This window comes from Streptomyces sp. ICC1 (assembly GCF_003287935.1).
GTDB classification, from domain to species: Bacteria; Actinomycetota; Actinomycetes; order Streptomycetales; family Streptomycetaceae; genus Streptomyces; species Streptomyces tritrimontium.
In genome coordinates this window covers 2670679-2691576 of sequence record NZ_CP030287.1, presented here as the reverse complement: position 1 = coordinate 2691576, position 20898 = coordinate 2670679, and the positions used below count along the sequence as shown (strand labels likewise).

At 71.5% G+C, this 20898-nt stretch carries 14 protein-coding genes and 1 pseudogene; 11 read left to right on the top strand and 4 right to left on the bottom strand.

Translation table 11 applies throughout. The features are described 5' to 3' along the window. Nucleotides 1-108 precede the first annotated feature (108 nt). Complete coding sequence (locus tag DRB96_RS12700; RefSeq protein WP_239516003.1) at nucleotides 109-3558, bottom strand: S8 family serine peptidase; 3450 nt, start codon at nucleotides 3556-3558, stop codon at nucleotides 109-111. Nucleotides 3559-4120: 562 nt separating this feature from the next. On the opposite strand from DRB96_RS12700, the gene DRB96_RS12695 reads away from it, so the two are divergent. Beyond that, the gene (locus DRB96_RS12695; RefSeq protein WP_112448546.1) at nucleotides 4121-4324 is read left to right on the top strand and encodes a DUF1090 family protein; all 204 of its coding nucleotides are present in this window, start codon (nucleotides 4121-4123) and stop codon (nucleotides 4322-4324) included. 123 nt (nucleotides 4325-4447) lie between these two features. Here DRB96_RS12695 and DRB96_RS12690 read toward each other — a convergent pair whose 3' ends face one another. Beyond that, on the bottom strand, nucleotides 4448-4819 hold the full coding sequence (locus DRB96_RS12690) for a low affinity iron permease family protein (protein WP_112453378.1): 372 nt from the start codon (nucleotides 4817-4819) through the stop codon (nucleotides 4448-4450). 446 nt (nucleotides 4820-5265) lie between these two features. On the opposite strand from DRB96_RS12690, the gene DRB96_RS44525 reads away from it, so the two are divergent. The 5 genes and pseudogenes from DRB96_RS44525 to DRB96_RS12660 all read left to right on the top strand — a co-directional run bounded on the left by DRB96_RS44525 (nucleotide 5266) and on the right by DRB96_RS12660 (nucleotide 10120). Next, a complete protein-coding gene (locus DRB96_RS44525) occupies nucleotides 5266-5679 on the top strand; it encodes a GNAT family N-acetyltransferase (RefSeq protein WP_239516004.1) in 414 nt (137 codons plus the stop codon). Nucleotides 5680-6091: 412 nt separating this feature from the next. Then, nucleotides 6092-6661, top strand: a complete 570-nt coding sequence (locus DRB96_RS12675; RefSeq protein WP_112448545.1) for a TerD family protein — start codon at nucleotides 6092-6094, stop codon at nucleotides 6659-6661. Between the two features lie 955 nt (nucleotides 6662-7616). Next, nucleotides 7617-8111, top strand: a complete 495-nt coding sequence (locus DRB96_RS12670; protein WP_204357705.1) for an SMI1/KNR4 family protein — start codon at nucleotides 7617-7619, stop codon at nucleotides 8109-8111. A gap of 98 nt (nucleotides 8112-8209) precedes the next feature. Continuing rightward, on the top strand, nucleotides 8210-8911 hold the full coding sequence (locus DRB96_RS12665) for a hypothetical protein (RefSeq protein WP_204357704.1): 702 nt from the start codon (nucleotides 8210-8212) through the stop codon (nucleotides 8909-8911). A 106-nt stretch (nucleotides 8912-9017) separates the two neighbouring features. Then, nucleotides 9018-10120: pseudogene (locus tag DRB96_RS12660) on the top strand (transposase). Nucleotides 10121-10157: 37 nt separating this feature from the next. Here the strand turns inward: DRB96_RS12660 and DRB96_RS12655 are convergent. Next, nucleotides 10158-10523, bottom strand: coding sequence for a hypothetical protein (locus DRB96_RS12655; protein ID WP_112448544.1), 366 nt, complete (start codon nucleotides 10521-10523; stop codon nucleotides 10158-10160). Nucleotides 10524-11023: 500 nt separating this feature from the next. Next, nucleotides 11024-11371, bottom strand: a complete 348-nt coding sequence (locus tag DRB96_RS12650; RefSeq protein ID WP_112453376.1) for a VOC family protein — start codon at nucleotides 11369-11371, stop codon at nucleotides 11024-11026. Between the two features lie 480 nt (nucleotides 11372-11851). Here DRB96_RS12650 and DRB96_RS12645 point away from each other — a divergent pair, with 480 nt between their 5' ends. From DRB96_RS12645 to DRB96_RS12625, 5 genes are all read left to right on the top strand, one after another. Continuing rightward, entirely contained in the window at nucleotides 11852-12127 is a 276-nt protein-coding gene (locus tag DRB96_RS12645) for a hypothetical protein (RefSeq protein ID WP_162688744.1), read from the top strand. A gap of 663 nt (nucleotides 12128-12790) precedes the next feature. Continuing rightward, nucleotides 12791-14104 carry an MFS transporter gene (locus tag DRB96_RS12640; RefSeq protein ID WP_239516357.1) on the top strand — a complete coding sequence of 438 codons (1314 nt, stop codon included), beginning with the start codon at nucleotides 12791-12793 and terminating at the stop codon, nucleotides 14102-14104. 19 nt (nucleotides 14105-14123) lie between these two features. Continuing rightward, nucleotides 14124-15458: a non-ribosomal peptide synthetase gene (locus DRB96_RS12635; protein ID WP_112453375.1), complete on the top strand. Its 1335-nt coding sequence runs from the start codon at nucleotides 14124-14126 to the stop codon at nucleotides 15456-15458. A 245-nt stretch (nucleotides 15459-15703) separates the two neighbouring features. Next, nucleotides 15704-18946, top strand: coding sequence for a non-ribosomal peptide synthetase (locus tag DRB96_RS12630; protein WP_112448541.1), 3243 nt, complete (start codon nucleotides 15704-15706; stop codon nucleotides 18944-18946). Next, nucleotides 18946-20898 (top strand): non-ribosomal peptide synthetase, encoded by a 1953-nt coding sequence (locus DRB96_RS12625; RefSeq protein ID WP_112448540.1) that lies wholly within the window; start codon nucleotides 18946-18948, stop codon nucleotides 20896-20898. Before DRB96_RS12630 ends, DRB96_RS12625 begins: the two co-directional genes overlap by 1 nt.

Below are 20898 nucleotides of genomic sequence, written 5' to 3'. Positions count from 1 at the left end.
TGCGGAACCGCCCCACTCGGGGCGGGTCCGCAGGCCCGCGTCAAGCCCCTGAGGGCCTGTGTTCCAAGGGCGCGGGCGCACGCACCGCACCGCACCCCACCGCACCGGTCAGGCCGTCAGGTAGGCCCGGGTGACCGTGATCTCCGACCTGTTGCCCGAGGCGTCGGTCACCGTGCCCCGGAGGGAGACGTGGCCGCCCTTCGCCGGGTTCTTGACCGTCGCCGCGCCGGACGTCACCGGGACGGTCCGCCAGGTGCGGCCGTCGTCGTAGGAGACCTGGACCGTGAGGGACTTCGACTTGCCGCCGAGGACGGTCACCGGGACGCGGACCTTCCGGTCAGCCGGCGACGTACCCCTCAGGGACAGCTCCGGGCTGAAGTGCACGGTCGAGACGGGGACCGTGACCTTCTTGTCCTCGGGCGTCGTCTTCGAACGGAACCACCAGGTGGCGGTCACCTTGGTCGAGGTCCGCGCCACCGTCTCCGGCCGGGTGAACGAGGTGACCAGCTTGTACGCGGCGTTCGCCGCCGGGAGGGTGAAGCCCCCCGAGTCGGACAGCTCCACGTCCTGCGTGCCCATGACCTTGCCGTCGCGGTACAGGACGGTCTCGCCCTGGCCGACGAAGTCGCGGCCGGTGTGGCCGGCCCCGTCCGACAGCAGCGGCGGCCCGCCGAACAGGTCGTCGCCCCTGCGGAACAGCGCGTGTCCCTGTTCGGGCGCCATGCGCGGGCCGAACACCCCGGCGGCGAACCGCTCCCGGTAGGTCCGCCCCGCCTGGTAGGCGACCGGTCCGCCCGCGTACTCGTTCTCCTGGACGGGGAAGCCGTCCGCGTCCGTCCCCCACTGCACCGTGGCCAGGTGCCACAACACCCCCTCCCTCGCCGACAGATGGAGCTTCACCGAGCCCGGCAGCGGCCGCGCGACGTAGGCGGCACTCTCCCCGACGCCGCCGGGCAGCACGCCCCGTGCGACGACCTCGCCCTGCTTGCCGGCCGCCGAGGAGCCCTGCTCGACCGCGACCGTCGCGAGCTCGCTCCGCCCCACGTGCTTCACGTAGCCGGTGGCCAGCCGCTGTACCGGGCCGCCCGAGACGAGGTGGTACTCCTCCGCCGCGCCGTCCGTCCAGTGCGCGTCCCACTGCTGGACCAGGGTGGTGACCGGGACCGGATCCATGCTCTGTCCCGCCGTGCTCCGTCCCGTCATGTTCTGTTCCCGCCGCTCGTCCACGGGGGCGGCGCCGGAGGTCACGTCCGGGCCCAAGTGCGCGGTGCGCAGCCCGGTGAGGTCCATGACCCACATCCCGAAGCCCCGGGAGGCCGTGGGCAGCCGCAGGTCGTAGCCGAGCGAGGCGGACGAGAGGGTGGCGGACCTCGAGGGCACGGTGATGTCCACGGGCTTGGCGGTGCGCGCGTCGACGTTCAGGGTGGTGTCACCGGTGATGTCCAGGCGCGGCTGCGCCAGCCAGTCGATGCCCTTGGAAGCGTCGTTCACGTCCACGTAGAAGTTCGAGTCCAGCATGTACGAGCCGGGGGGCACCCGCAGCGTGTGCGTGTCGCTCCCCTTCTCGCCGCTCCCCTCCTCGCCGCTCACGGTCCCGCCGACCCACCAGAACTCCCGGTCGGCGCCCCCACCCGTCATCCCCTTGAGCGCGGCCCGGTAGGCCGTGGGCTCCTTGCCGTCGCGCCCGATGTGCTTGACGGTCAGGTCGTACGCTTCCGCCTCGATCTCGATGGCCATCCCGGTACGGACGCTCTGCCCGCCCGGGCCGCTCGCGACCACGTACCCCGTGTAGGTGCCGGGCGGCAGACCGCCGAGCCGGGAGTCGACCGTGATGCCCACCGAGGCGCTGCCGCCCGCCGGGACGGTCACCCGGGGCGCGTCGAACGCGAGGAAGCCGGCCGGTGCCGTACTGCCGTCCGGGCCGGTGGCGTCCCCCGACAGGTCGAGAACGACCGGGTCGGTGCCCAGGTTCCGGTAGGTCAGCTGCTTCTTCTCCGGAGTGTCGTCGTGGTGCGGCCACGCCTGGGCGGCGTAGGACAGCGACTGGGGTGCGGCGGCGAGCGGCTGGCGCAGCGCGTTGGCGACGGAGATCCGGCCGCTGCCCTGCTGGAACGCGCCGTAGGCCCCCGGCTTCGTGGACCCGGTCAGGACGCTCTTGAGGTCGGAGCCGGTCCACCCGGGGTGCTGCTGCTTGAGCAGCGCTGCCGCGCCTGCGGCGTGCGGGGTGGCCATCGAGGTGCCGGACATCGAGACGTAGCCGTCCGGATCACCGCCCTCGCCGCCACCGGACAGGGCCGCCGCCGTGACGTCGACGCCCGGCGCGGTGACGTCCGGCTTGATCGCCCCGTCGCCGAGGCGCGGGCCGGTGCCGGAGAAGGGGGCCAGGACGTCGGAGTCGTCGACCGCGCCCACGGTCAGCGCGGCGTCCGCGCTGCCGGGGGAGTCCACGGTGGCGGATCCGTACTCGCCCCTGTTGCCGGCCGCGATGGCGAACAGCACGCCGTGCTCGGCGCTCAGCTTGTTCACGGCCTCTTCGAGGGGGTCGACGCCGGGGTAGTCGGCGCCGGCGAGGCTCAGGTTGACGACCTGCGCGCCCTGGGCGACGGCCCATTCCATGCCGGCGATGATCTCGGAGTCGTCGCCGTAGCCCTGGTCGTCGAGGACCTTGCCGTTGATGATCGAGGCACCGGGGGCCACCCCCTTGAACTTCCCGCCCGACTTGGCGCCCGTGCCCGCCGCGATCGAGGCCACGTGGGTGCCGTGCCCGTGCCGGTCCTTCGGGTCCTCGGAAACGGTGAAGTTCTGCTCCGCCACGACCTTCCCGACGAGGTCGGAGTGGGTGGAGTCGACTCCGGTGTCCAGCACGGCGATCTTCACGCCGGCGCCGTTGTACCCGGCCTCCCAGGCCCGGTCGGCCCCGATCTGCCGGGTGGTCTTGTCGAGGGTCGCGGACCGTACGGAGTCCAGCCAGACCTTCGCGATCCCGGGAGCCAGACCGGGATCCCCGCCACGGGCCAGGCCGGGCGCCTGCGTGCCGGTCAGGGCCCGCGTGCCGGTCAGCGCCTGCCAGGCGGCGGCCGCCCCCGCGGAGCTCGCGCTGACCGCGTCGGCGCCGAGGAACGCGTACGTACGGTCCACCTGGAGCCCGCCGCCACCTCGCACGGCCGACCGCCCGGCGGGCGCGAACCCCTTCTCGTAGCTGACGATCAGCCGCACCCGGTCACCGCTGCCCCGAGCCCGGCGGTACTCGGCCCGGCTGAGCTCGGTGATGTCGAACAGCCGGGCGTCGAGCCGCCCCGCCAGGACGAGCCCCCGCACGTCGGCGGGGACGAGGCTGGTGCACCCGTTGTCCCGCTCCACGGAGACGGCGATCTTCTCGCGCCCTGGCGCGGGCTGGAACGCGACGGGACGCCCGGCGCCGTCCACGGTGACCCGGTCGCCGGTGACGAGGGTGAGCCGGGTGAGCCCGTCGGCTCCGGCGCCCCCCGCTTCCCCGGCCGGGGAAGCGGCACCGGCAGCCGCGGCAGGTGTGATGAGCGGGGTGGTGAGCCCCGCCACGAGAGCGAAGGCGGCAAGAACGGCCGCGGACCCCGCTCTCGCTCCGTTCCGCCTGATCTGAGGTGTGCGTCGCACGTCGTTTCCCCCTGGATTTAGGTGAGCGCCGCTGTCCTCCCGCAGCCCTCACCTCCAGAATCGCGAAGCGATCCCCGAATGTAACGACCCCTCAACTGGCTGTTACTGAACGCTCATTCGCCGCGCATCCCGTGCGCACACCCCACGCACACAGCGCACATCGCCGCCCGCCGCGAGGGGATGCGGGACCTCTTTCCCCTTCCCCCGGCAGTCCCCCCAAGGCCGCGGCTCGACCCGCACGGCGACTCCGGGTCGGTCCGTTTCGCGGCGATGCTTCGCCTCGGTCGTACTCGCCGGGGCCCCGCGTGCGCGACGGGCGGTAGGCCGCTGGCGGTGGCTGTCCGTCTTCCTGAGCCGGGTCATGCCTCTGACCAGTGGGGAAGCTGGTAGATCTTGGGGGCATGGTGTCTGCTGTGTGCCGGGCTTACGGAGTTTGCGTCTGTGGCGAGCGAGCTGTGTGGCTGGGGTAACTCGACCTGAGGTAGAGATGACGATGGGCGACGAGGCCGCGCAACAGCGCAAGGAATCCGAGCAGCGGCTCCTCAAGGCGGAGCACGAGGTGCTCGGGCGGGAGAACGACCTCAAGGATGCGTTGCGGGGTGACGATCCCGAGGCGATCACCCGGTTCAGGGAGAGGCTGGGCGAGGCCCGGAGAGGACTCCGCAATGCCCGTGGGGCTCTGGAGCGATAGGCGTCGCAGGCACGGCGGCCCCGCCGCACCTGCAACAGCACCGGACACCGGCTCACATCTCGGAACCTCCCCGCCTCCTTCGGCCGACGCGAGGCCCCCGCGTCTTTTCCACGTCGGTCGGTCCTACTGACGCTGCTCGATCCCGATCGCCTTCGCCAGTTCCTCGTGCGCCGTGCCGGGCTTGCCCGAGTGCTGTTCCAGCAGCGCGGCGGCGATGGCGTCCAGCTTGCGCTGGATGGCGTGCTCGGCCCGCCGTTCGGAGTTCTTCAGCAGGGCCAGCAGGAGCAGGGCGACGGAGGCCACGGCATCGCCCGCCAGGTGCTGCCAGCTCTGGGACAGATGCAGGACGTGCACGACCACGACGTTGACCACCAGGGCCACGCACACCACGAAGAAGGCGGCCGAACTCGTGAAGTTGGAGGCCAGCTCGGCCAGCCTCTCGAACGGACCGACGTGGCCGTCCTCGTTCTTCTCAGCGGGATGCTCGAATGTCATGCCGAGCATCATCCCGGTCGGCGCGGCTGTCGCGCCCGCTGAACACGGACGGCTTGTCGCGGAACCTCCCGAGCACCCGGTGGAAGCGCCACAGTTCGGTGCCGCACACCTGGGCCCCGTCATGGGGGTGAGCCCGAAGGACCTCGAATCTCCCGCAGACCCGTCCTGAATGCCTGAATGCCGCCGTCGAACACCGCGGTGAAGACCGCGTCCGCATCAGGCCCCTGCGGAGGGAAGCCCAGCGCCCAGACGAGCACCTGTCCGGTGTCCCGGGAGTGCACCCAACCGGGACACCGGTTACGGCCCGTCCACGCGGTTGCCGAAGCCGACCGCGACGATCCGCCGCGTCCATCGTCGCTTCCATCCGCTGCACCGAACCGGGGTCCGCGCCCAGCGCCGGGGGCCGCCTGCGTACCCAAAGGAGCACCCCGGCCCGTACGTTCGCCTTGCGTCGATGCCCGACGAACGAGACCGTCGGCGAGCCCCTCACCCCGGACGAGGCGCGCGAGAAGATCCGGGCCGCACTCGCCCGAGCCGCCCAGAACCCCCGTGCGCAGTGGAGCTGGGCCATCCTCGCGGGGGACGACGTGGTCGGCCTCATCTCCGTACGGCGCCGCTCCCCGACCATGGAGGCCATGCACCATCCCGACAACCCCGCCTCCGGCCGCGTCCTGGCCAAGACCGGCTTCGCCCCATCGGCACCAGAGATCAGCGGGACCACAACGGATCGCTCTTGCCATATCCGGCATACGCACTCGGGCAGGACTGACCATCAGGTCTACGCCCTCTTGGTCAATGGGGGGTGTCCGGGCACCGAAGGCGACCGCGCCATCGCCGGTCACACCTCCACGAAGCCGTGATCGGCACCCGCTTCGCCCGCGCCGACGTCATCCCCACCGGCTGATTTGACCCACCCCAGGGTGCCCGCGCACGTCGGCCCCGGAGCCCGGAGCCCGGAGCCCGGAGCCCGGAGCCCGGAGCCCGGAGCCCGGAGCCCGGAGCCCGGAGCCCGGAGCCCGGAGCCCGGAGCCCGGAGCCCGGAGCCCGGAGCCCGGAGCCCGGAGCCCGGAGCGGCGCGGCGCGGCCGGCACCTGCGCCTGCGCCTCCAGCTAGCCCCAACCCCCGTCTGCCTCCGCGGCGCGGATCACCGTACTGATGGACCTCTGCGGGAGTGCACGGCCGCGCCCACGCGACCAGGCCAAACTTCTACATTAGTGTGGTTTTCTGTTTCGGCTACTCGGCTACCGGCTTCGGCCGCGAGAGGGATACGACATGGGTGTGAGCCTGTCCAAGGGCGGCAATGTCTCGCTGAGCAAGGAGGCGCCGGGCCTGACCGCGGTACTGGTCGGCCTGGGCTGGGACGTCCGTACGACCACCGGCACCGACTACGACCTCGACGCCAGCGCCCTGCTGGTGGGGGAGTCCGGCAAGGTGCCCTCCAGCGGGCACTTCGTCTTCTACAACAACCTGAAGAGCCCCGACGGCTCCGTCGAGCACACCGGCGACAACCTCACCGGTGAGGGCGAGGGCGACGACGAGGTGGTCAAGGTCGACCTCGCCGCCGTCCCGGCGGACATCCAGAAGATCGTTTTCCCGGTCTCCATCCACGACGCGGAGGCCCGCGGCCACAGCTTCGGCCAGGTCCGCAACGCCTTCATCCGCGTCGTCAACCAGGCCGGCGGCGCCGAACTCGCCCGCTACGACCTCTCCGAGGACGCCGCAACCGAGACCGCGATGATCTTCGGCGAGCTCTACCGCAACGGCGCCGAATGGAAGTTCCGCGCCGTGGGCCAGGGGTACGCCTCCGGCCTGACCGGGATCGTCGCCGACTTCGGCGTCTGACAGGCAGGTGAGTCCGGGCGGGCCGGAGGTCCGGCCCGCCGATCGCGCCGGCACCCGCATGGGTGGCTTGGCCGGCCCCCCGCGCGCGGGGCCGGCCAAGCGTCAGCCTCCGAGGCGGCGCAAGAACTCCGGAACCGGCGAACCGGGATCGAAGGCACCGGAGCGATCGAGACGAGTCGCGGCGGCTGGGGGAGCGGGAGTTCCCGGCAGTCGGCGCAACGCCGTGCGAGCCTCACCTCCACCGTCAGCACGCGCTGGCGCCTGTGACGCAGATCCGGATCGCCCCGCTGAACCGCAAGACCCTTCGACGAGGCCATCGCCGGCGTCCGCCCGTCGCCCCAGGAATCCGCCGGATCACCGACTGGACGATGCGGCACCCCGAGCACCTATGGGCCTATTGCGGGTCGGCGATGTCCTGGTCTTTCAACTCCTGCCCTGCCCCGGTCATCAGCACCGGCATCCGCTCGCGGGCCATTCGAGGGGTTCTGGCTCTCTGACGGGCTCTGCTCCTGCGGTGGAGGCTCTGTGTGGTCGTCGTCAGCGTGGCCTTCGTTCGCCCGTGAGGGAAGGCTGCGTCCCGCGTGTGATCGTCAGGCGGGCCAGTCGCTCCTGCGCTGCCGCAGTCTTCTCGCGCAGCACATAGGCAGCCCTCCTCGCACAACATGCAGCCGAGACCCGGGCCTCGCAGCACTGGAGCCCCGACTGTCGCAAGTGCTCGCCCGAAGCGGCAGCTGCCCTGCCTCGTTCTCACGCCCCCGGGAACCCGATGTCGGTGACGCCAGAAAGGTTGCGCCAAAAGAAGCGCAGTGCTGGAGGGGCCATGCCATCTGAGGAAATACATCTCACCGCGCTCCTGTCCGTCATGTCGGCCCATGATGGTGCGGATGAGCAGGTGGACTGGGACGAGCTGCGACGAGCTTGGCGAGTCGGGTTTCCGTCCGACTACAGGGCCTTCATGGCCGCATACGGCGCCGGAGGCATCGACGACGCGTTCGGCGTTCTCACTCCCGAAGCGACCCCGCAGCCACCAGAGGGCCCGGGAATCGGGAGCATGGCGGGCGAGACCGCCGGCATGCGACACATCTGGGCGACCGAAGGAGGTTCCGACGGAGTCACCGCCGGCCCTGATTCCGTCATCGCTTGGGGTGTCAGCTGCGGAGCCGACATCCTCTGCTGGGTCGCCGTTGACGAGGACCCCGACAAGTGGCCGGTGATCGTGTGGGAACGGCACGGCCGGCCCCACTGGAAGATCTACGACTGCGGAATGGTGGAGTTCCTCCACCGTCTGTTCGCCGAAGCCTTCGACAAGTGCCCGCTCAGCGATGGGTCGCTGTGGGGCGAGCCCGCTCCGCACTTCGTCCACTGGCGCGAGGAACAACGACGCCGGGAGTCCGGAATCGACCCCTATACAGGTGAACCCAACCCGTTCTTCGGCATGGAGTACGACTGACCTCGCGTTCCTGACCCCGCCTCCGACCCCGGTAACCGGTCCTGCCCCCCCATGAAGGAACCCACCATGCCCCGCCTGGCACCTCCCCCGCCCTCGACGTGGAATCGCTGATACCGGAGCTCGCCGGTCTGGCGCGGGAAACGACCCTGCCGTATCCACGCAGCGGCGAACCAGGAGTGCGCGACAGCTCCATTGGCGGCCCCCTGCTGTGGCCGGCCGGTGAACCGTGGCCGCTGTGTGCCGAGCCGGGCCACTGGAAGCCCCTGCGGACTCCCACCGAGGTGGTCGGCCCCGAGCCGGTGGCGATGGTGCCGATCGTGCAGCTCTACGCACGGGACGTGCCCGAGCTGCCGTTCCCGGCGGGCACGGACGTGCTGCAGGTCGTGTGGTGCCCCTTGATCCACGATGACCACGGGGATACCGCGCTGCCGAAGGTGTACTGGCGCAGTGAGCAGAAGCTGGCGGCGGGCGCGGTGCTCTCGGAGCGGCCGGAACCGTACGAGTACGAAGAGGAATTCACGCCCCGGCCCTGCACGGTGGCTCCGACGCGGGCGGTGGAGTACCCGAATGCCGACCTGCCGGGAAGTCTGACGCGGAAGCTGAGCCGACGGTTCGAGGAGATCGAGGTGGAAACGGGCTTCTCGTACTACGAAACAGCCACCACCCTCCAGAGCAAGGTCGGAGGCTACCCGTCTTGGGCCCAGGGCCCCCAGTGGCCGGACTGCCGCTGCGGCAGACGCATGGAACACCTTCTGAGCTTGTTCTTTTTCTTCCGGCTTCGAAATGCGTCCCGAACTTGATTGCTCAGGAGGGAGTTCGGCGGACTCAGGGGCGGCCTTGGCGTGATCCTTCGTGCTGACCAGAGTGCGAGTTTCACTACGTCGCAAGATCCCAAGGCCGCCAGGGGTGAGTTTTCTGCATCACGATGCCCGGCAGGAAGCGTTCGCGGAAGCGTCACGCTTCCGGGCAGATTTCTACGAGTGCCTGCCTGCTCGGCGGGATGAGTTGTTCGAGCTGACCGATGCGGTGTTGTGTGCCGACGGGCCGGTTACCCCGCCGGTGGAGTTGACGCTGGTACCCGAACACCCTCGCGTCCACGGAGCGTTGTACGGAGCCCGCAACCGCGGCCGGATCGACGTCGACCGGCTGCGGACGATGCTCGCCGGGCTGCCGCTGCCCCGGTTTGAGGGCGGGCGCCTGATGCTGGCGGTCGACGTGTCGCCGTGGTTGCGCTCGGACGCGCCGTGCTCGGACCAGCGGCTGTTCTGTCATGTCTACGGGCGGGCGAAGTCCGCGTCGCAGTTCATCCCGGGCTGGCCGTACTCCTTCGTCGCCGTGCTGGAGCCCGGGGCCACCTCGTGGACCGGGGTCCTGGACGTGGTCCGGCTGGGACCCGAAGATGACGCGACTGCCGTCACCGCCGCCCAGCTGAGGGCCGTGGTCGAGCGGCTCGTCGCGGCTGGTCAGGACGCCTGGCAACCCGGACATCACGATCGTCATGGACGCCGGCTACGACGTCACCCGCCTGGCCTGGGTCCTGCGGGATCTGCCCGTCGAGCTGGTCGGGCGGATCCGCGGCGACCGGGTCCACCCACGGCTGACCCACCGCTCGGCCTGGCTGGAGCACGACGGTGAACTTCCCACCGTCGAAGGCACCCTGGTCCGCCTCAAAGTCGAGCATCTCTCCAAGGACCGGGAAGCACCGCCAGTGTGTCTGTGGTCCTCGAAGACCAGCTCCGTCTCGCCCGACCGCTTGCCGCCGACCTCCGCCGCCCCTGGGAGAAGCCGGCCAAGCCCGAACGCCTCACCCCGGCCCGGGTCCGCCGGGGTTTCGGAACATCCGAGCCTACCTTCTCTGCCCCACCCGTGTTCCTCAACCTCGTGGTGCCGGTCCCGGACGGCCGCCTGGAAGCAAGAACCGTCGCCCCGCACCCCGCTACGACGTCGGCAAGACCGTCAAACGCCCCGAGACCCTCAAGGCCATCGGCAGACCCGGTAGATCCTGGTAGATGCTGACCCCACGACGCCCGAGGGTAAAGATCAAGCTCACCAGACGATGACACCGCCGCCTTCGGCTTTGGCGCGTACGGAGGCGGCAACGATGTTGTTGAAGCATTTGGTGACGTACTCCGTGCCGTAGCCGCTGACTTCACCAAGCTGATCCAAGTGCGGGCGTATCGCTCCGCACTCGGCCAGGAAGTCATCGATCTCCCCCGGCTCGACCTGGAGGTTGTCGCCATCGAGCCGGGGAAAGAAGTGAGCCCCAAGCGCCTGAACCGCCGCAGAGCCCCATAGCTTCTGGCGCGCGCTCTCGAATCCGGCCCTGGTCTTGTTGTAGTCGTCGTCGGGATCTTCCAGAAGGGTCCACTTGCCGTTGGCTTCGTATATGAAGGTGTCCACATTGAGGCTCATGCGCTGATTCTCCGCAGCAAGTCCGTGCCACGTCGACTGGATTGCAGCTACCGCGCCACGGCTGGCACACAGGGCAGGCATTTCGACACTCTGGTAGCTCTGCGTGACGCCCGTAGACAAAGAACAAGCTGAGCATCACCGCCACGGAACCGGTCGACGGCCGATGGTTCGCACATGAAGGACAGGAACCTGACGCAGTCGGTCACGGCATGGACATGGGGGATCTCGGCGGCATGTACCTTTTCGTCTGCCTCACCTGCCCGGACATGCCGTACATGCATCGCTACGACTGCTGAGTCATCCGGCCCTGCGGTTGCTGGACGGGCGCCTTCGAGGATCTGTGCCGTCTCCAGCCCGGCGGACAGGAGGGCTATGAGGCGCTGCTCGGTTGGGATCCGCTGATACCGGTCGCCTTCGAAGGCTCCTTCGTCCTTCCAGTACCGGCGCCGTACAGCGAGCACAGCACTCACTGCGCCGACAGTGCCCGAGCCCGCTGGACTTCAGCGGTGGCCCAGCACGTTGACCACCCGTCCGCTGGGGTCGCGGACGAAGAACCGCCGCACGCCCCATTCCTCGTCCTGCAAGGGGTGAATGATCTCCGCACCGCTGTCCCGCATGACCGCGTAGGCCGCATCCACGTCGTCCACCTCGATGCTCATGTCGGGGGTGACGGGCGCGGTCTTGTCGCTGGTCACCACGCTGATTTGCGCTGCCGGGCTGGTCGGGGAGGCGAGCGTCATGATCCAGCCGTGGTTCATGACCTCCTCGAAGCCCAGCAGGCCGTAGAACTCCCGGCTCTCCTCCACGGCCTCCGACTGGATATTGGGCACGACACGTCGAACGGCCATCGGCGACTCCAAGTGAGAGAAAGCGTGCCTGTACGTCTCTCCAGAAGTATCGCGGCACGTCCGCCGCGGCACAGGAGTTCGCCACGGACGTCAGGGCGTTCCACCGCACCCTCTGTGACCCACGCTTCTCCACGTTCCACCTCGTCTGCTACGTCCAACCACTGCTCTTTGAGAAGCGTCACGGCGGGACTTCGCGAACCGCCCGGTCTGGCTTTGGCGGTCACTTGTGACTCCACCCGGAAGGCGGGTTCTGACTCCATCCTGGGGCGCGGTCCTGGCCGCCAGGGTCGCGGCGGGGGCCCCGCCCGGCATTCGCAGCGCATGCGCTGTCCCGTCAGCCGCGCGGGGCGAGGGCCGGGCCGTCAGTGGCGCCCCGGATGGCGGGTTTCCTGGGCGGCGCGGCGTCGCTGGTGAGGGCTCTTTGAGTACTCGGCCCCCGACATCAGCGACGAAGGCGACCACGTCACTTGGAGTTGGACGGTGATGAACAACACCGGCCGCAGCGTCTCCCGGGTGGTGTTCACGAGCAAGATCACCCCGACGGTGGTCGTCACCCGTGTGTCCCCGGGGTGCGAGGTCCCGGCGCAGGATGCCAAGACCATCCGGTGCACCTTTCCCGCCCTGGATGCCGGCGCCGCCCAGGAGGGTGTCATCGAGGCCGACCTTCCGGCTGACCTCGAAGGCAGCGTGAATATCAGCGGTAGCGTCACCTGGCAGAACCCCGCTGCCAAGGCGATCGCCCCAGGGGACCGCTGAAAACCACCGCCTGCCGCTCTGCACGGGCAGGGCTGTCGGCTGGTCAGAGCAATCCGCCGGATGCACGTGGACGGCCCGCGTAGCTCCGGCAGCGCGGATCGATCCCCTCCCGCCACGCGTGGCTGAACCGGCTTGCCGAGAAGAACCCATCAGTCAGCCTGCTCCCGCGGGCAGGGGCGGAGTCAGAACTCGCCTTCCGGGTGGAGTCGGAAGGCGCCGTCAAAGCCACCCGGTCCTATCCCCACCCGCCGGCCGGAGGTTTCCCTGGTGGCGGGCGACTCGTCAGGTCTGGCGTGTGTCAACTGGCCCGGCACCGCGCGGCGTTCGTAGCGGACGGAATGGGTGATTCCGTAGGGGCATGATCACGGATGGGCTTTTTCGGTCAGGATCGAATCGAAACCTCAGCATGGCGAGGCGCTGCTCAGCCCGTCCGTGCGCCCCTGTCCTCCCTTGCTCTCCCTTGCCCCACCCGCCCCTGGCTGACTGCATGATCAACAGGAATTCACGTGGTCGAACCCTGGGTAGCCCGAAAGATTTGCGGAGGTGCCTCCATCGTGCCGAAAAAGAAGTCCGAAACTGACGGGGTTGCTTTGACTTCGGATCGACGGGTCCGCGACTGTCGTTCACATGTCCGAAACATCCCGAGCCGCCACCCGTGGCCCTATGCGTTTGCGTGACTTCCGGATGCTGCTCGCGGGAGCCGCCACCGGACAGCTCGGTGCCCAGGTGACGCTGGTGGCGCTGCCCCTCGTGGCCGTCCTCGAACTTGAGGCCCCTGCCTTCCAGGTGGGTCTCCTGACCGCCGCGGAGACTGCCGCCTTCTTGGTCGTCGGGCTGCCCGCCGGGGCACTCACCGACCGCATGCGCAAGCGGACCCTGATGATCCGCGCGGACCTGGTGCGCGCGGTCGCCATGGCGAGCATCCCCGTTGCCGCGCTCGCCCACGTCCTGACCATGGCCCAGCTCTACGCCGTCGCGCTCGTGACCGGCGTGGCGACCGTGTTCTTCGACGTCGCCCACCAGAGCTACCTTCCGCAGATCCTGCCCCGCGACCAACTCGTGGCCGGCAACGGCGCCCTGGAGACGGTCCGTTCCACCGCCCAGGTGACCGGCCCCGGTGTCGGCGGCGGACTGGTCCAGCTCGTCGGAGCGCACTTCGCCGTCATCGCCGACGCACTCGGCTACGTACTTTCCGCCCTGTTCCTGCTCCGCATCAAACAGCCCGAGGAAGGACCGGAGTCCGACCCCGCCCCCGGGCGCTCCCTGCGCAAGGAGATCGGCGAAGGTGTCCGCTTCGTCTTCGGCCATCCGCTGCTCCGCGTCATCGCCCTCACCACCGGCCTGGCCAATTTCTGTACCGCCGTCCTCATGGCGACCCAGACCGTGCATCTCGTCCGTGTCGTCGGACTGAAGCCCGGCGGGCTCGGGCTGGTGCTGTCCGCATCGGCCGTGGGCGGGCTCCTGGGCGCCCTGTGCGCCGGGCGCCTCGCCGCCCGGCTGGGGCAGGCCCGGGTGATCTTCCTGTCCGTCCTGGTGACCGGCCCGTTCGCCCTGCTGTGGCCCCTGTCCGGGCCCGGCCTCCCCGGGGCGGCCCTCTTCGCCGCCGGATCGGCGGTCGTCTCCTTCGGCGCCGTCGTCTACAACATCGCCCAGGTCAGCTTCCGCCAAGGGCTTTGCCCCCCGCGCCTGCTCGGGCGGATGAACGCCACCCTGCGCTTCCTGATGTGGGGAACCTTGCCGCTCGGCGCGCTCCTCGGCGGCGCCCTCGCCCAGTCCTACGGGTCGCGTACGGCACTCGCCTGGTGCGCCGTCGGCATCCTCGCCGTACCGCTGCCGCTGCTGCTCTCCCCGCTGCGCCGGATGCGGGACCTGCCCGGTCCCGAGGACGACGTCCTCGCCGGCGCCGCCGAGGAGACACCGCGGGAGAAGACCTCCGCCGATGACGGCGAACGCCCGGCCCCCGCACCCATCGGCTGACTACGACAGAGAGGACCACGTGCTCAGCATCACGAGTCAGTACCTGGCCCGCTACCGGCGTCTCACCGCCGACGACCGGTCCGACACCCTGCTGCCGGTCACCGGAGCACAGCGCCGCTTCGTCCTGGTGCGCTCGCTGGACCCGTCGGGACGCCCCGACCTGGTGCCGATGTTCTTCGCCTTCCCGCGCGGAACCGTCGACCCCGAACGCCTGCGCGCAGCAGCCGGCAGGCTCGCCGCACGGCACACCGCCCTGCGCTCGCGGCCCGTCGTCGTCCGCGGCACTCCCGTCCTGCGCGTCGCCGAACCGGACGTCAGCGTGACCCGGCCGGCCCCCGTGCCGGGGGAGCGGCCCGCCGACACCCTCCGTCGCGCGCTGGCCTCCTGGGATGCGGGGGGTCCCGCCCTGCGGCTCTTCCTCGTACGCGACGAAGACCGCGAGGCGGACCGCGACGAAGACCTCGACGAGGACATCCTCGCCATCGTCCTGGACCACGCCGTCTGCGACGGCCGCTCGCTGACGCGGATCGTCGAGGAACTCGGCGCCGCGTACACCGAGGAGGCCACCGACCTCAGCCCCGCGCCCGCGCCCGCGGAGACGGAAGCCGAACTCGACGCCTACCGGGACACGGTTCTGCGCCAACTCGCCGCCGAGGAACGGGCGGAGACACCCGAAGCGGCCGAGTACTGGGCGGACCGGCTGCGCGCGCTGCGCGTTCACGCCCCGCCACCGCGTCCGGCACGCGTGCCCGACGGCGCCTTACCCGGCGGTTTCGCACAGGCCCGGCTTCCCGCGCACGGCGGCGGCCTGCCCTTCCCCGGGCTGCTCGACGCCTGCCGGTCCGCGGCCCGCGAGTTGTACGGCCCGGACAACGTGGTCCCGCTCGGCTACCCGTGGGGCGGCCGTCCCACGGGAGCGGAGCCGGTCGTCGGGTGCTTCCTCAACACCCTCGTCTTCCCGGCCGACACCGGCCACGGACCTGACGCGGAGGCGACTGCCGACGCGTGGTGGGACGACCTCGATCGGGCCGACGTCCCGTTCGACGCGGTCGCGACCGCCGTACGGGCCGCCGGCTCGCCCTGGAGCGGAGGCCTCGACGGACTGCTCACCGTGGACGACGACAGCCGCCGCCCGCCCCTCGAACTGGCCGGTGTCGAGGGACGAGAGGTCCACGTCGACGGCAGACCCGTCCGCGGCCCCTTCGCCGTCTCGGTCACCCAGGGAGCGGAGATCCGCCTGCGGATGGGGTGGAACCGCGAGGTGATCGACGACGACACCGCGCACCGGGCCTTCGACGCGCTCACCCACGCGCTGCGCGCCTCGGCGCGTCCCTCGGCGCGCCCCTCGGACTGACGGCCCCGCCGCCCGGAAGCCCGCGTACCGGCACCCACCCACACCCGGTACCGGCACCAGCACCCACGCACACCCCACACCGCCCGGCACCACCTCCCACGCCGCGGCGCGCACTCCAAGCTCCCCCCACGGCATCGACCCATGCCGAAAGCGGCCCCGCGCGACCCGCGAAATCCGCCCGCACGACCACCGGGCACAACCGTGACCGGCACCGGAGACCGACCCGACAACCTCAGGGATCGCCCATGCTTCCCCTCTCCTCCTCGCAGGAGATCGTCTGGCTGCACGAGCAGATGCAGCCCGGCAGTCGCGCCTACAACTTCACCGCCTCACTGGACCTGTGGGGCACGCTCGACACCGACGCACTGCGCCGGGGCCTCGCCGCCACCCTGGCCCGCCACCCCGGTCTGCGGCTCGAACTCGTCGCCCCCACCGGGCCGTCCGTACCCGGGCAGCGGGTCGCGGCGCAGTGTCCGCCGAGGCTGCGCACGATCGACCTCAGCACCGGAGGGGACCCCGAGGCGGCTTTCGGCGATCTCCTGCGCACCGAGGCCGAGACACCGCTCGACACCTTCGAGGCACCGCTGATCCGCTGGACGCTCGTGCGGCTGGCCGAGAACCATCACCGGCTCGTCCACGTCGAGCACCACCTGATCCACGACGGGCACTCCTTCGCGATCCTGCTCGACGACGTCTTCCGCGTCTACCGCGCCCACGTCCTCGGCGAGACCCTGGAGCTCCCGCCCGCGTCCTCGTACGCGGACCACGTCCGGGCCCAGGCCGAGGCCGCGTACACGCCCGAATCGCTCGACTTCTGGCGAGCCGAACTGCGCGACCAGCCCCACGACCTGCCGCTGCCCGGCCTCGCCCGCCCCGGTGCCCGCCGCCGGCACCACGGCGGACAGCTGCGCCAGACGATCGGCGCCGACCTAGCCGAGCGCCTGCGCACGCACACCCGTTCCCGCGGTCTCACCCCGTTCGCCACGCTTCTCGGCCTGTTCGCCGAACTCCTGCGCCGGCACAGCGGCCGGTCCCGGATGGTCATCGGCACCGCCGTCGGCAACCGCCCCCTCGGCTACGAGGACGCCGTGGGCATGTTCGTCAACACCATCCCGCTGCCGCTCGCCCTGGACGCCGCCGCCCCCGCCCAGGACACCATGGACGAGGTCACCGACACCCTCATCCGGGCCCTGCCGCACCAGGACGTGCCGGTCCAGGAGCTGACCCGGGCGCTCGGCATGCACACCTCCGGCGCCGACAACCCGCTCTTCTCCGTCATGTTCAGCGCCCACGACGCACCGCTGCCCGAGATCGACGTACCCGGTCTCGACATCACCCTCTTCGAGGGCTTCAACACCGGCACCACCCGCTTCGACCTCGACGTGGTGCTGCTCCCGGACGACCGGCGCGGCGTCACCCCGCGCCACGGCTCGCCCGGCATGACCCTGGTCTGGGACTACGACGCGGACCTCTTCGGCGAAGACGTCGCCCGGCTGCTCTCCGGCCGCTTCCTGGACCTGCTGCGCGCCTACCTCGACAGCCCCGAGACCGCGCTGGCCGACCTGGCACCGACCGCCGTGGAGCCGGCCGCCGAGCCCGTGCCCGTCCCGGCCGACCGCGATCCGCTGGACCCCGTACCCGCGCACCACCCGTCGCTGCCCGCCCTGCTGTGCGGCGCGCGCCGGCTCACCTACGGCGAACTCGACGACCGCGTCGGCTCCCTCGCCGAGCGACTGCGCGATGCCGGTGTGAAGCCCGGCCGGCCGGTGGCCGTGGTCCTGCCCAGGGGGACCGACTCCGTCGTCGCCCTGCTCGCATGCCTGCGGACCGGCGCCGTCTACTGCCCGCTGTCCCCGTCCGATCCGCCGGCCCGGCTCGGAGTGCTCCTGGAGCGGCTCGCCCCCGCACTGGTCCTCACCGGTGACGGCACCCCGGCCCTGCCGGAAGGACTGCCGACCGCCCGGATCGACGCCCCGGTACTGCCCGCCGCGCACGGGGCCGCGGAGCTTCCCGGCACCGCGTACGTCATCCACACCTCCGGCTCCACCGGGCTGCCGAAGCCGGTCGCCGTCGGCCACGAGGCGCTGGCGCACCATCTGACGGCGGCCGCCGACCGGTTCGGCCTCACCACCTCGGACCGGGTCCTGATGTTCGCCCAGCCGTCCTTCGACGTGGCGCTCGAGGAGGTGCTGCCGACCCTGTACGCCGGTGCGTGCCTGGTCCTGCCCGAGTACGAGGTGCCCACGGGCGCGGAGCTCGCCGAACTGCTGGCGTCAGCCCGGGTGACCGTCGCCAACCTGCCCACCAGCTACTTCCTCGCCACCCGCGAGGACCTGCGTCCCGCGCTGCGCGACGAGAGCTGGGCACCGAGGCTCCTGGTCCTCGGCGGCGAGCGCCTTCCCGCCCAGGCACTGAGCGGAGTCCTCACCGACACCGACGCGACCGTGCTCAACGTGTACGGCGTCACGGAGGCGGCCATCAGCTCGACCGTCCACGAGGTCTCCCGGGAGGCCCTCGCCGAGGGCGCCGAGATCCCCCTGGGCACCGAGCTTCCGGGCGAGCGGATCCACGTCCTGGACGCCCACCACCGCCCGCTGCCCACCGGCGCCGTCGGGGAACTCGCCGTCGCCGGTCCCGGCCTCGCCGACGGCTACGCGGGCAACGCGGAGGCTACGGCCGCCCGGTTCGTCACCGTCGACGCACTCGACGGGCAGCGCGTCTACCTCACCGGCGACCTCGGCTACCGCGGTCTGGACGGCCTGCTGTACTTCCTCGGGCGGCGCGACAACCAGATCAAGCTCCGGGGTCACCGCATCGAGCTGGAGGAGATCGAGGCGGCGGCGTCCGCGGTGCTCGGCGGCCGGTCATGCGCCGTCGTACTGGACCGGGAGGGTCCCGGCGGGCCCAGGCTCGTCGGCTTCCTCGAAGTCGGCGCCGAGGGCGCCGAGGGCGCGAACGGCGCGAACGGCGCGAGCGGCGCGGACTTCGACGACAAGACGCTGCACGCCGAGTTGAGCCGCCGCCTGCCCGGCCCCCTCGTGCCCGCCCGGTGGGCACGGCTGGACACCATGCCGACCCTCGCCGGTGGCAAGCCCGACCGTACGGCCCTGGCCCGCCGAGCGGCGGCGCTCGACCCCGACGACACGGCGACGTACGAGCCCGGAGGCGATCGCGAGGCCGGGCCCGAGGCCACCGCCGGGTCCGACGTGTCCGCCGGGTCCGCCGGGTCCGACGCGTCCGCCGTGTCCGACGATCCGATGACGGCTCTGCTCACCGAAGGCTGGCGTCAGGTCCTCGGCCACAGCCGCTTCGACGCCCGCTCCCACTTCTTCCACAGCGGGGGCCATCCCCTGCTGGCCGCCGAGCTGGCCGCCTGGCTGGAGCCCCGGCTGGGCACGCGCCCGCCGCTGAGGGTGCTCTTCCGCAACCCCGTGCTCGCCGACCAGGCCGAAGCCCTCGCCACCACCGCCCCTTCCACGGAGTCGTGATGACCCAGTCCCCGACCGCGCCCGTCGTCCCCGCCAAGCCTCTCCACACCGGCCTCGGCACGGGCCGCAACACCGGCCTCGGCACCGGCACCGGCCTCGGCACCGCGCTGAGCGTCGCCCATGGCCCGGCCGCCGAACCGACCAGTGTGCTCGCCCGCTTCGAGGACTGGGCCCGGCGCACCCCGCGGGCCCCGGCAGTGATCGACCGCACCGAGATCTGGACGTACCAGGACCTCGACGCGGCGGCCGAGCTGGTCGCCGCCGATCTGGGCGACCGCGTACGGCCCGGCGACCTGGTCGGCGTCTGCCTCGACCGGTCCACGGCCCTGGTGGTGACCGCCGTCGCCCTCGCCCGGATCGGCGCCGTCTACCTGCCGCTCGGCCCCCGCCCCGGCGAACGCCGCATCCAGGCCGTCACCGAGGACCTCGACGTCGCCTGCCTCATCGGCGACCCCGCTGTCCTGCCCGAGGAACACCGCGGCGGGAAGCACGCCCCGCTGCCGCTGCTGCTGCCCACCGATGGCGTCAACGCCCCCGCCGCCGCGGTGGCGGCCTTCGCCGACTCCGTCCGCGGAACCCGGCGCGCGCCCGAGGGCGCCCTGTACGCCGTCCTCACCTCCGGCTCCACCGGCCGCCCCAAGGCGGTCGCCGTGGCCGAGTCCTCGCTCTCCGTCGCCCTCGACTGGTACCGGGCCGAGACCGGCCTGGCGCCGGGTGACCGCCAGTCCCTGCTCATCGGCGTCGCGTTCGACCCGCATCTGCTGGAGCTCTGGGCCGCACTGACCTCCGGTGCCGCCCTCGTCCCGGCCCCGGACGACACCCGCTGGGACTCGGACGTGCTCACCGACTGGTGGCGTGACACCGCCCTCACCCACGTGGTGGCGGCCACTCCCACCGTCGAACCGCTCCTGGACCGGCCGTGGCCGCAGGACCTCAACCTGCGCCACCTCGTCGTCGGCGGCGACCGCATGCGCCGACGGCCCGGCCCCGACGTCACCGCCACCGTCCACAACGCCTACGGCCCCGCGGAAGCCACCGTCGTCACCACCACCCACACCATGCGCGGCACGGACCCGGAGGCCGGTGACCCGACCCCGCCACCCATCGGCACCGCGCTGCCGGGCGTCACCCTCGTCGTCACGGACGACGAGGGCCGGCCCGTCGCCCGCGGGCAGGACGGCGAACTGCGCATCGGCGGCCACTGCCTGGCGCTCGGATACCTTGACCCCGAACTGACCGCACGCCGGTTCGCCGCGCCTCCACAAGAGCCGGAGCTGCCCGCGGTCGACCGCCTCTACCGCACGGGCGACCGGGTACGGATGAACGCCGACGGCGGCCTGGACTTCCTCGGCCGCCTGGACGACCAGGTGAAGATCAGCGGGGTGCGGATCGAACCGGCCGAGGTGGAAGCCGCCTTCGAGCAGGACCACCGGGTACGCAGTGCCGTCGTCACCGTGCTGCGCGACAGCTCCGGCCACGGCCGCCTCGTCGCGCACGTACGGCCCGTCGACGGCGCCGAACCCGCGGCCGGGGACCTCCTCGCCGCGGTCCGTGCCTGGCTGCCCGAGCAGGCCGTCCCCAGCGCCGTACGGATCGTCGACGGCTACCCGCTCGACGCCAACGGCAAGGTGGACCGGGCCGCCCTGACGGCCCGGACCCCGGACCCCGTGACGCCCCGGACCGCCGCCCCGAACGACCTCGCCGACGCCACCGGCACCGAGCGGTTCGTGCTGACGACCGTGCGCGACCTCCTCGGCCGGCCCGACACCGGCCCCGGCGACAACTTCACCGACGCCGGCGGCACCTCCGTCGTCGCCGCACGGCTGATGGCGGCCGTCGAACGCGAGACCGGAGTACGCCCGCGCGCCCACGAGCTGCTGCGCAGCGCCGACCTGCGCGCCTTCGCCGCCGTCGTCCACCAGCGCCGCACCCCGCGACCGGAAGGAGCCTGA

Excerpts from the sequence above, each read along its gene's own strand:
- DRB96_RS12695 (WP_112448546.1), top strand. The coding sequence starts at position 4,121 with ATGACGATGGGCGACGAGGCCGCGCAACAGCGCAAGGAATCCGAGCAG.
- DRB96_RS12690 (WP_112453378.1), bottom strand. The coding sequence starts at position 4,819 with ATGACATTCGAGCATCCCGCTGAGAAGAACGAGGACGGCCACGTCGGT.
- DRB96_RS12675 (WP_112448545.1), top strand. The coding sequence starts at position 6,092 with ATGGGTGTGAGCCTGTCCAAGGGCGGCAATGTCTCGCTGAGCAAGGAG.
- DRB96_RS12670 (WP_204357705.1), top strand. The coding sequence starts at position 7,617 with ATGGCCGCATACGGCGCCGGAGGCATCGACGACGCGTTCGGCGTTCTC.
- DRB96_RS12655 (WP_112448544.1), bottom strand. The coding sequence starts at position 10,523 with ATGAGCCTCAATGTGGACACCTTCATATACGAAGCCAACGGCAAGTGG.
- DRB96_RS12650 (WP_112453376.1), bottom strand. The coding sequence starts at position 11,371 with ATGGCCGTTCGACGTGTCGTGCCCAATATCCAGTCGGAGGCCGTGGAG.
- DRB96_RS12640 (WP_239516357.1), top strand. The coding sequence starts at position 12,791 with ATGCGTTTGCGTGACTTCCGGATGCTGCTCGCGGGAGCCGCCACCGGA.
- DRB96_RS12630 (WP_112448541.1), top strand. The coding sequence starts at position 15,704 with ATGCTTCCCCTCTCCTCCTCGCAGGAGATCGTCTGGCTGCACGAGCAG.
- DRB96_RS12625 (WP_112448540.1), top strand. The coding sequence starts at position 18,946 with ATGACCCAGTCCCCGACCGCGCCCGTCGTCCCCGCCAAGCCTCTCCAC.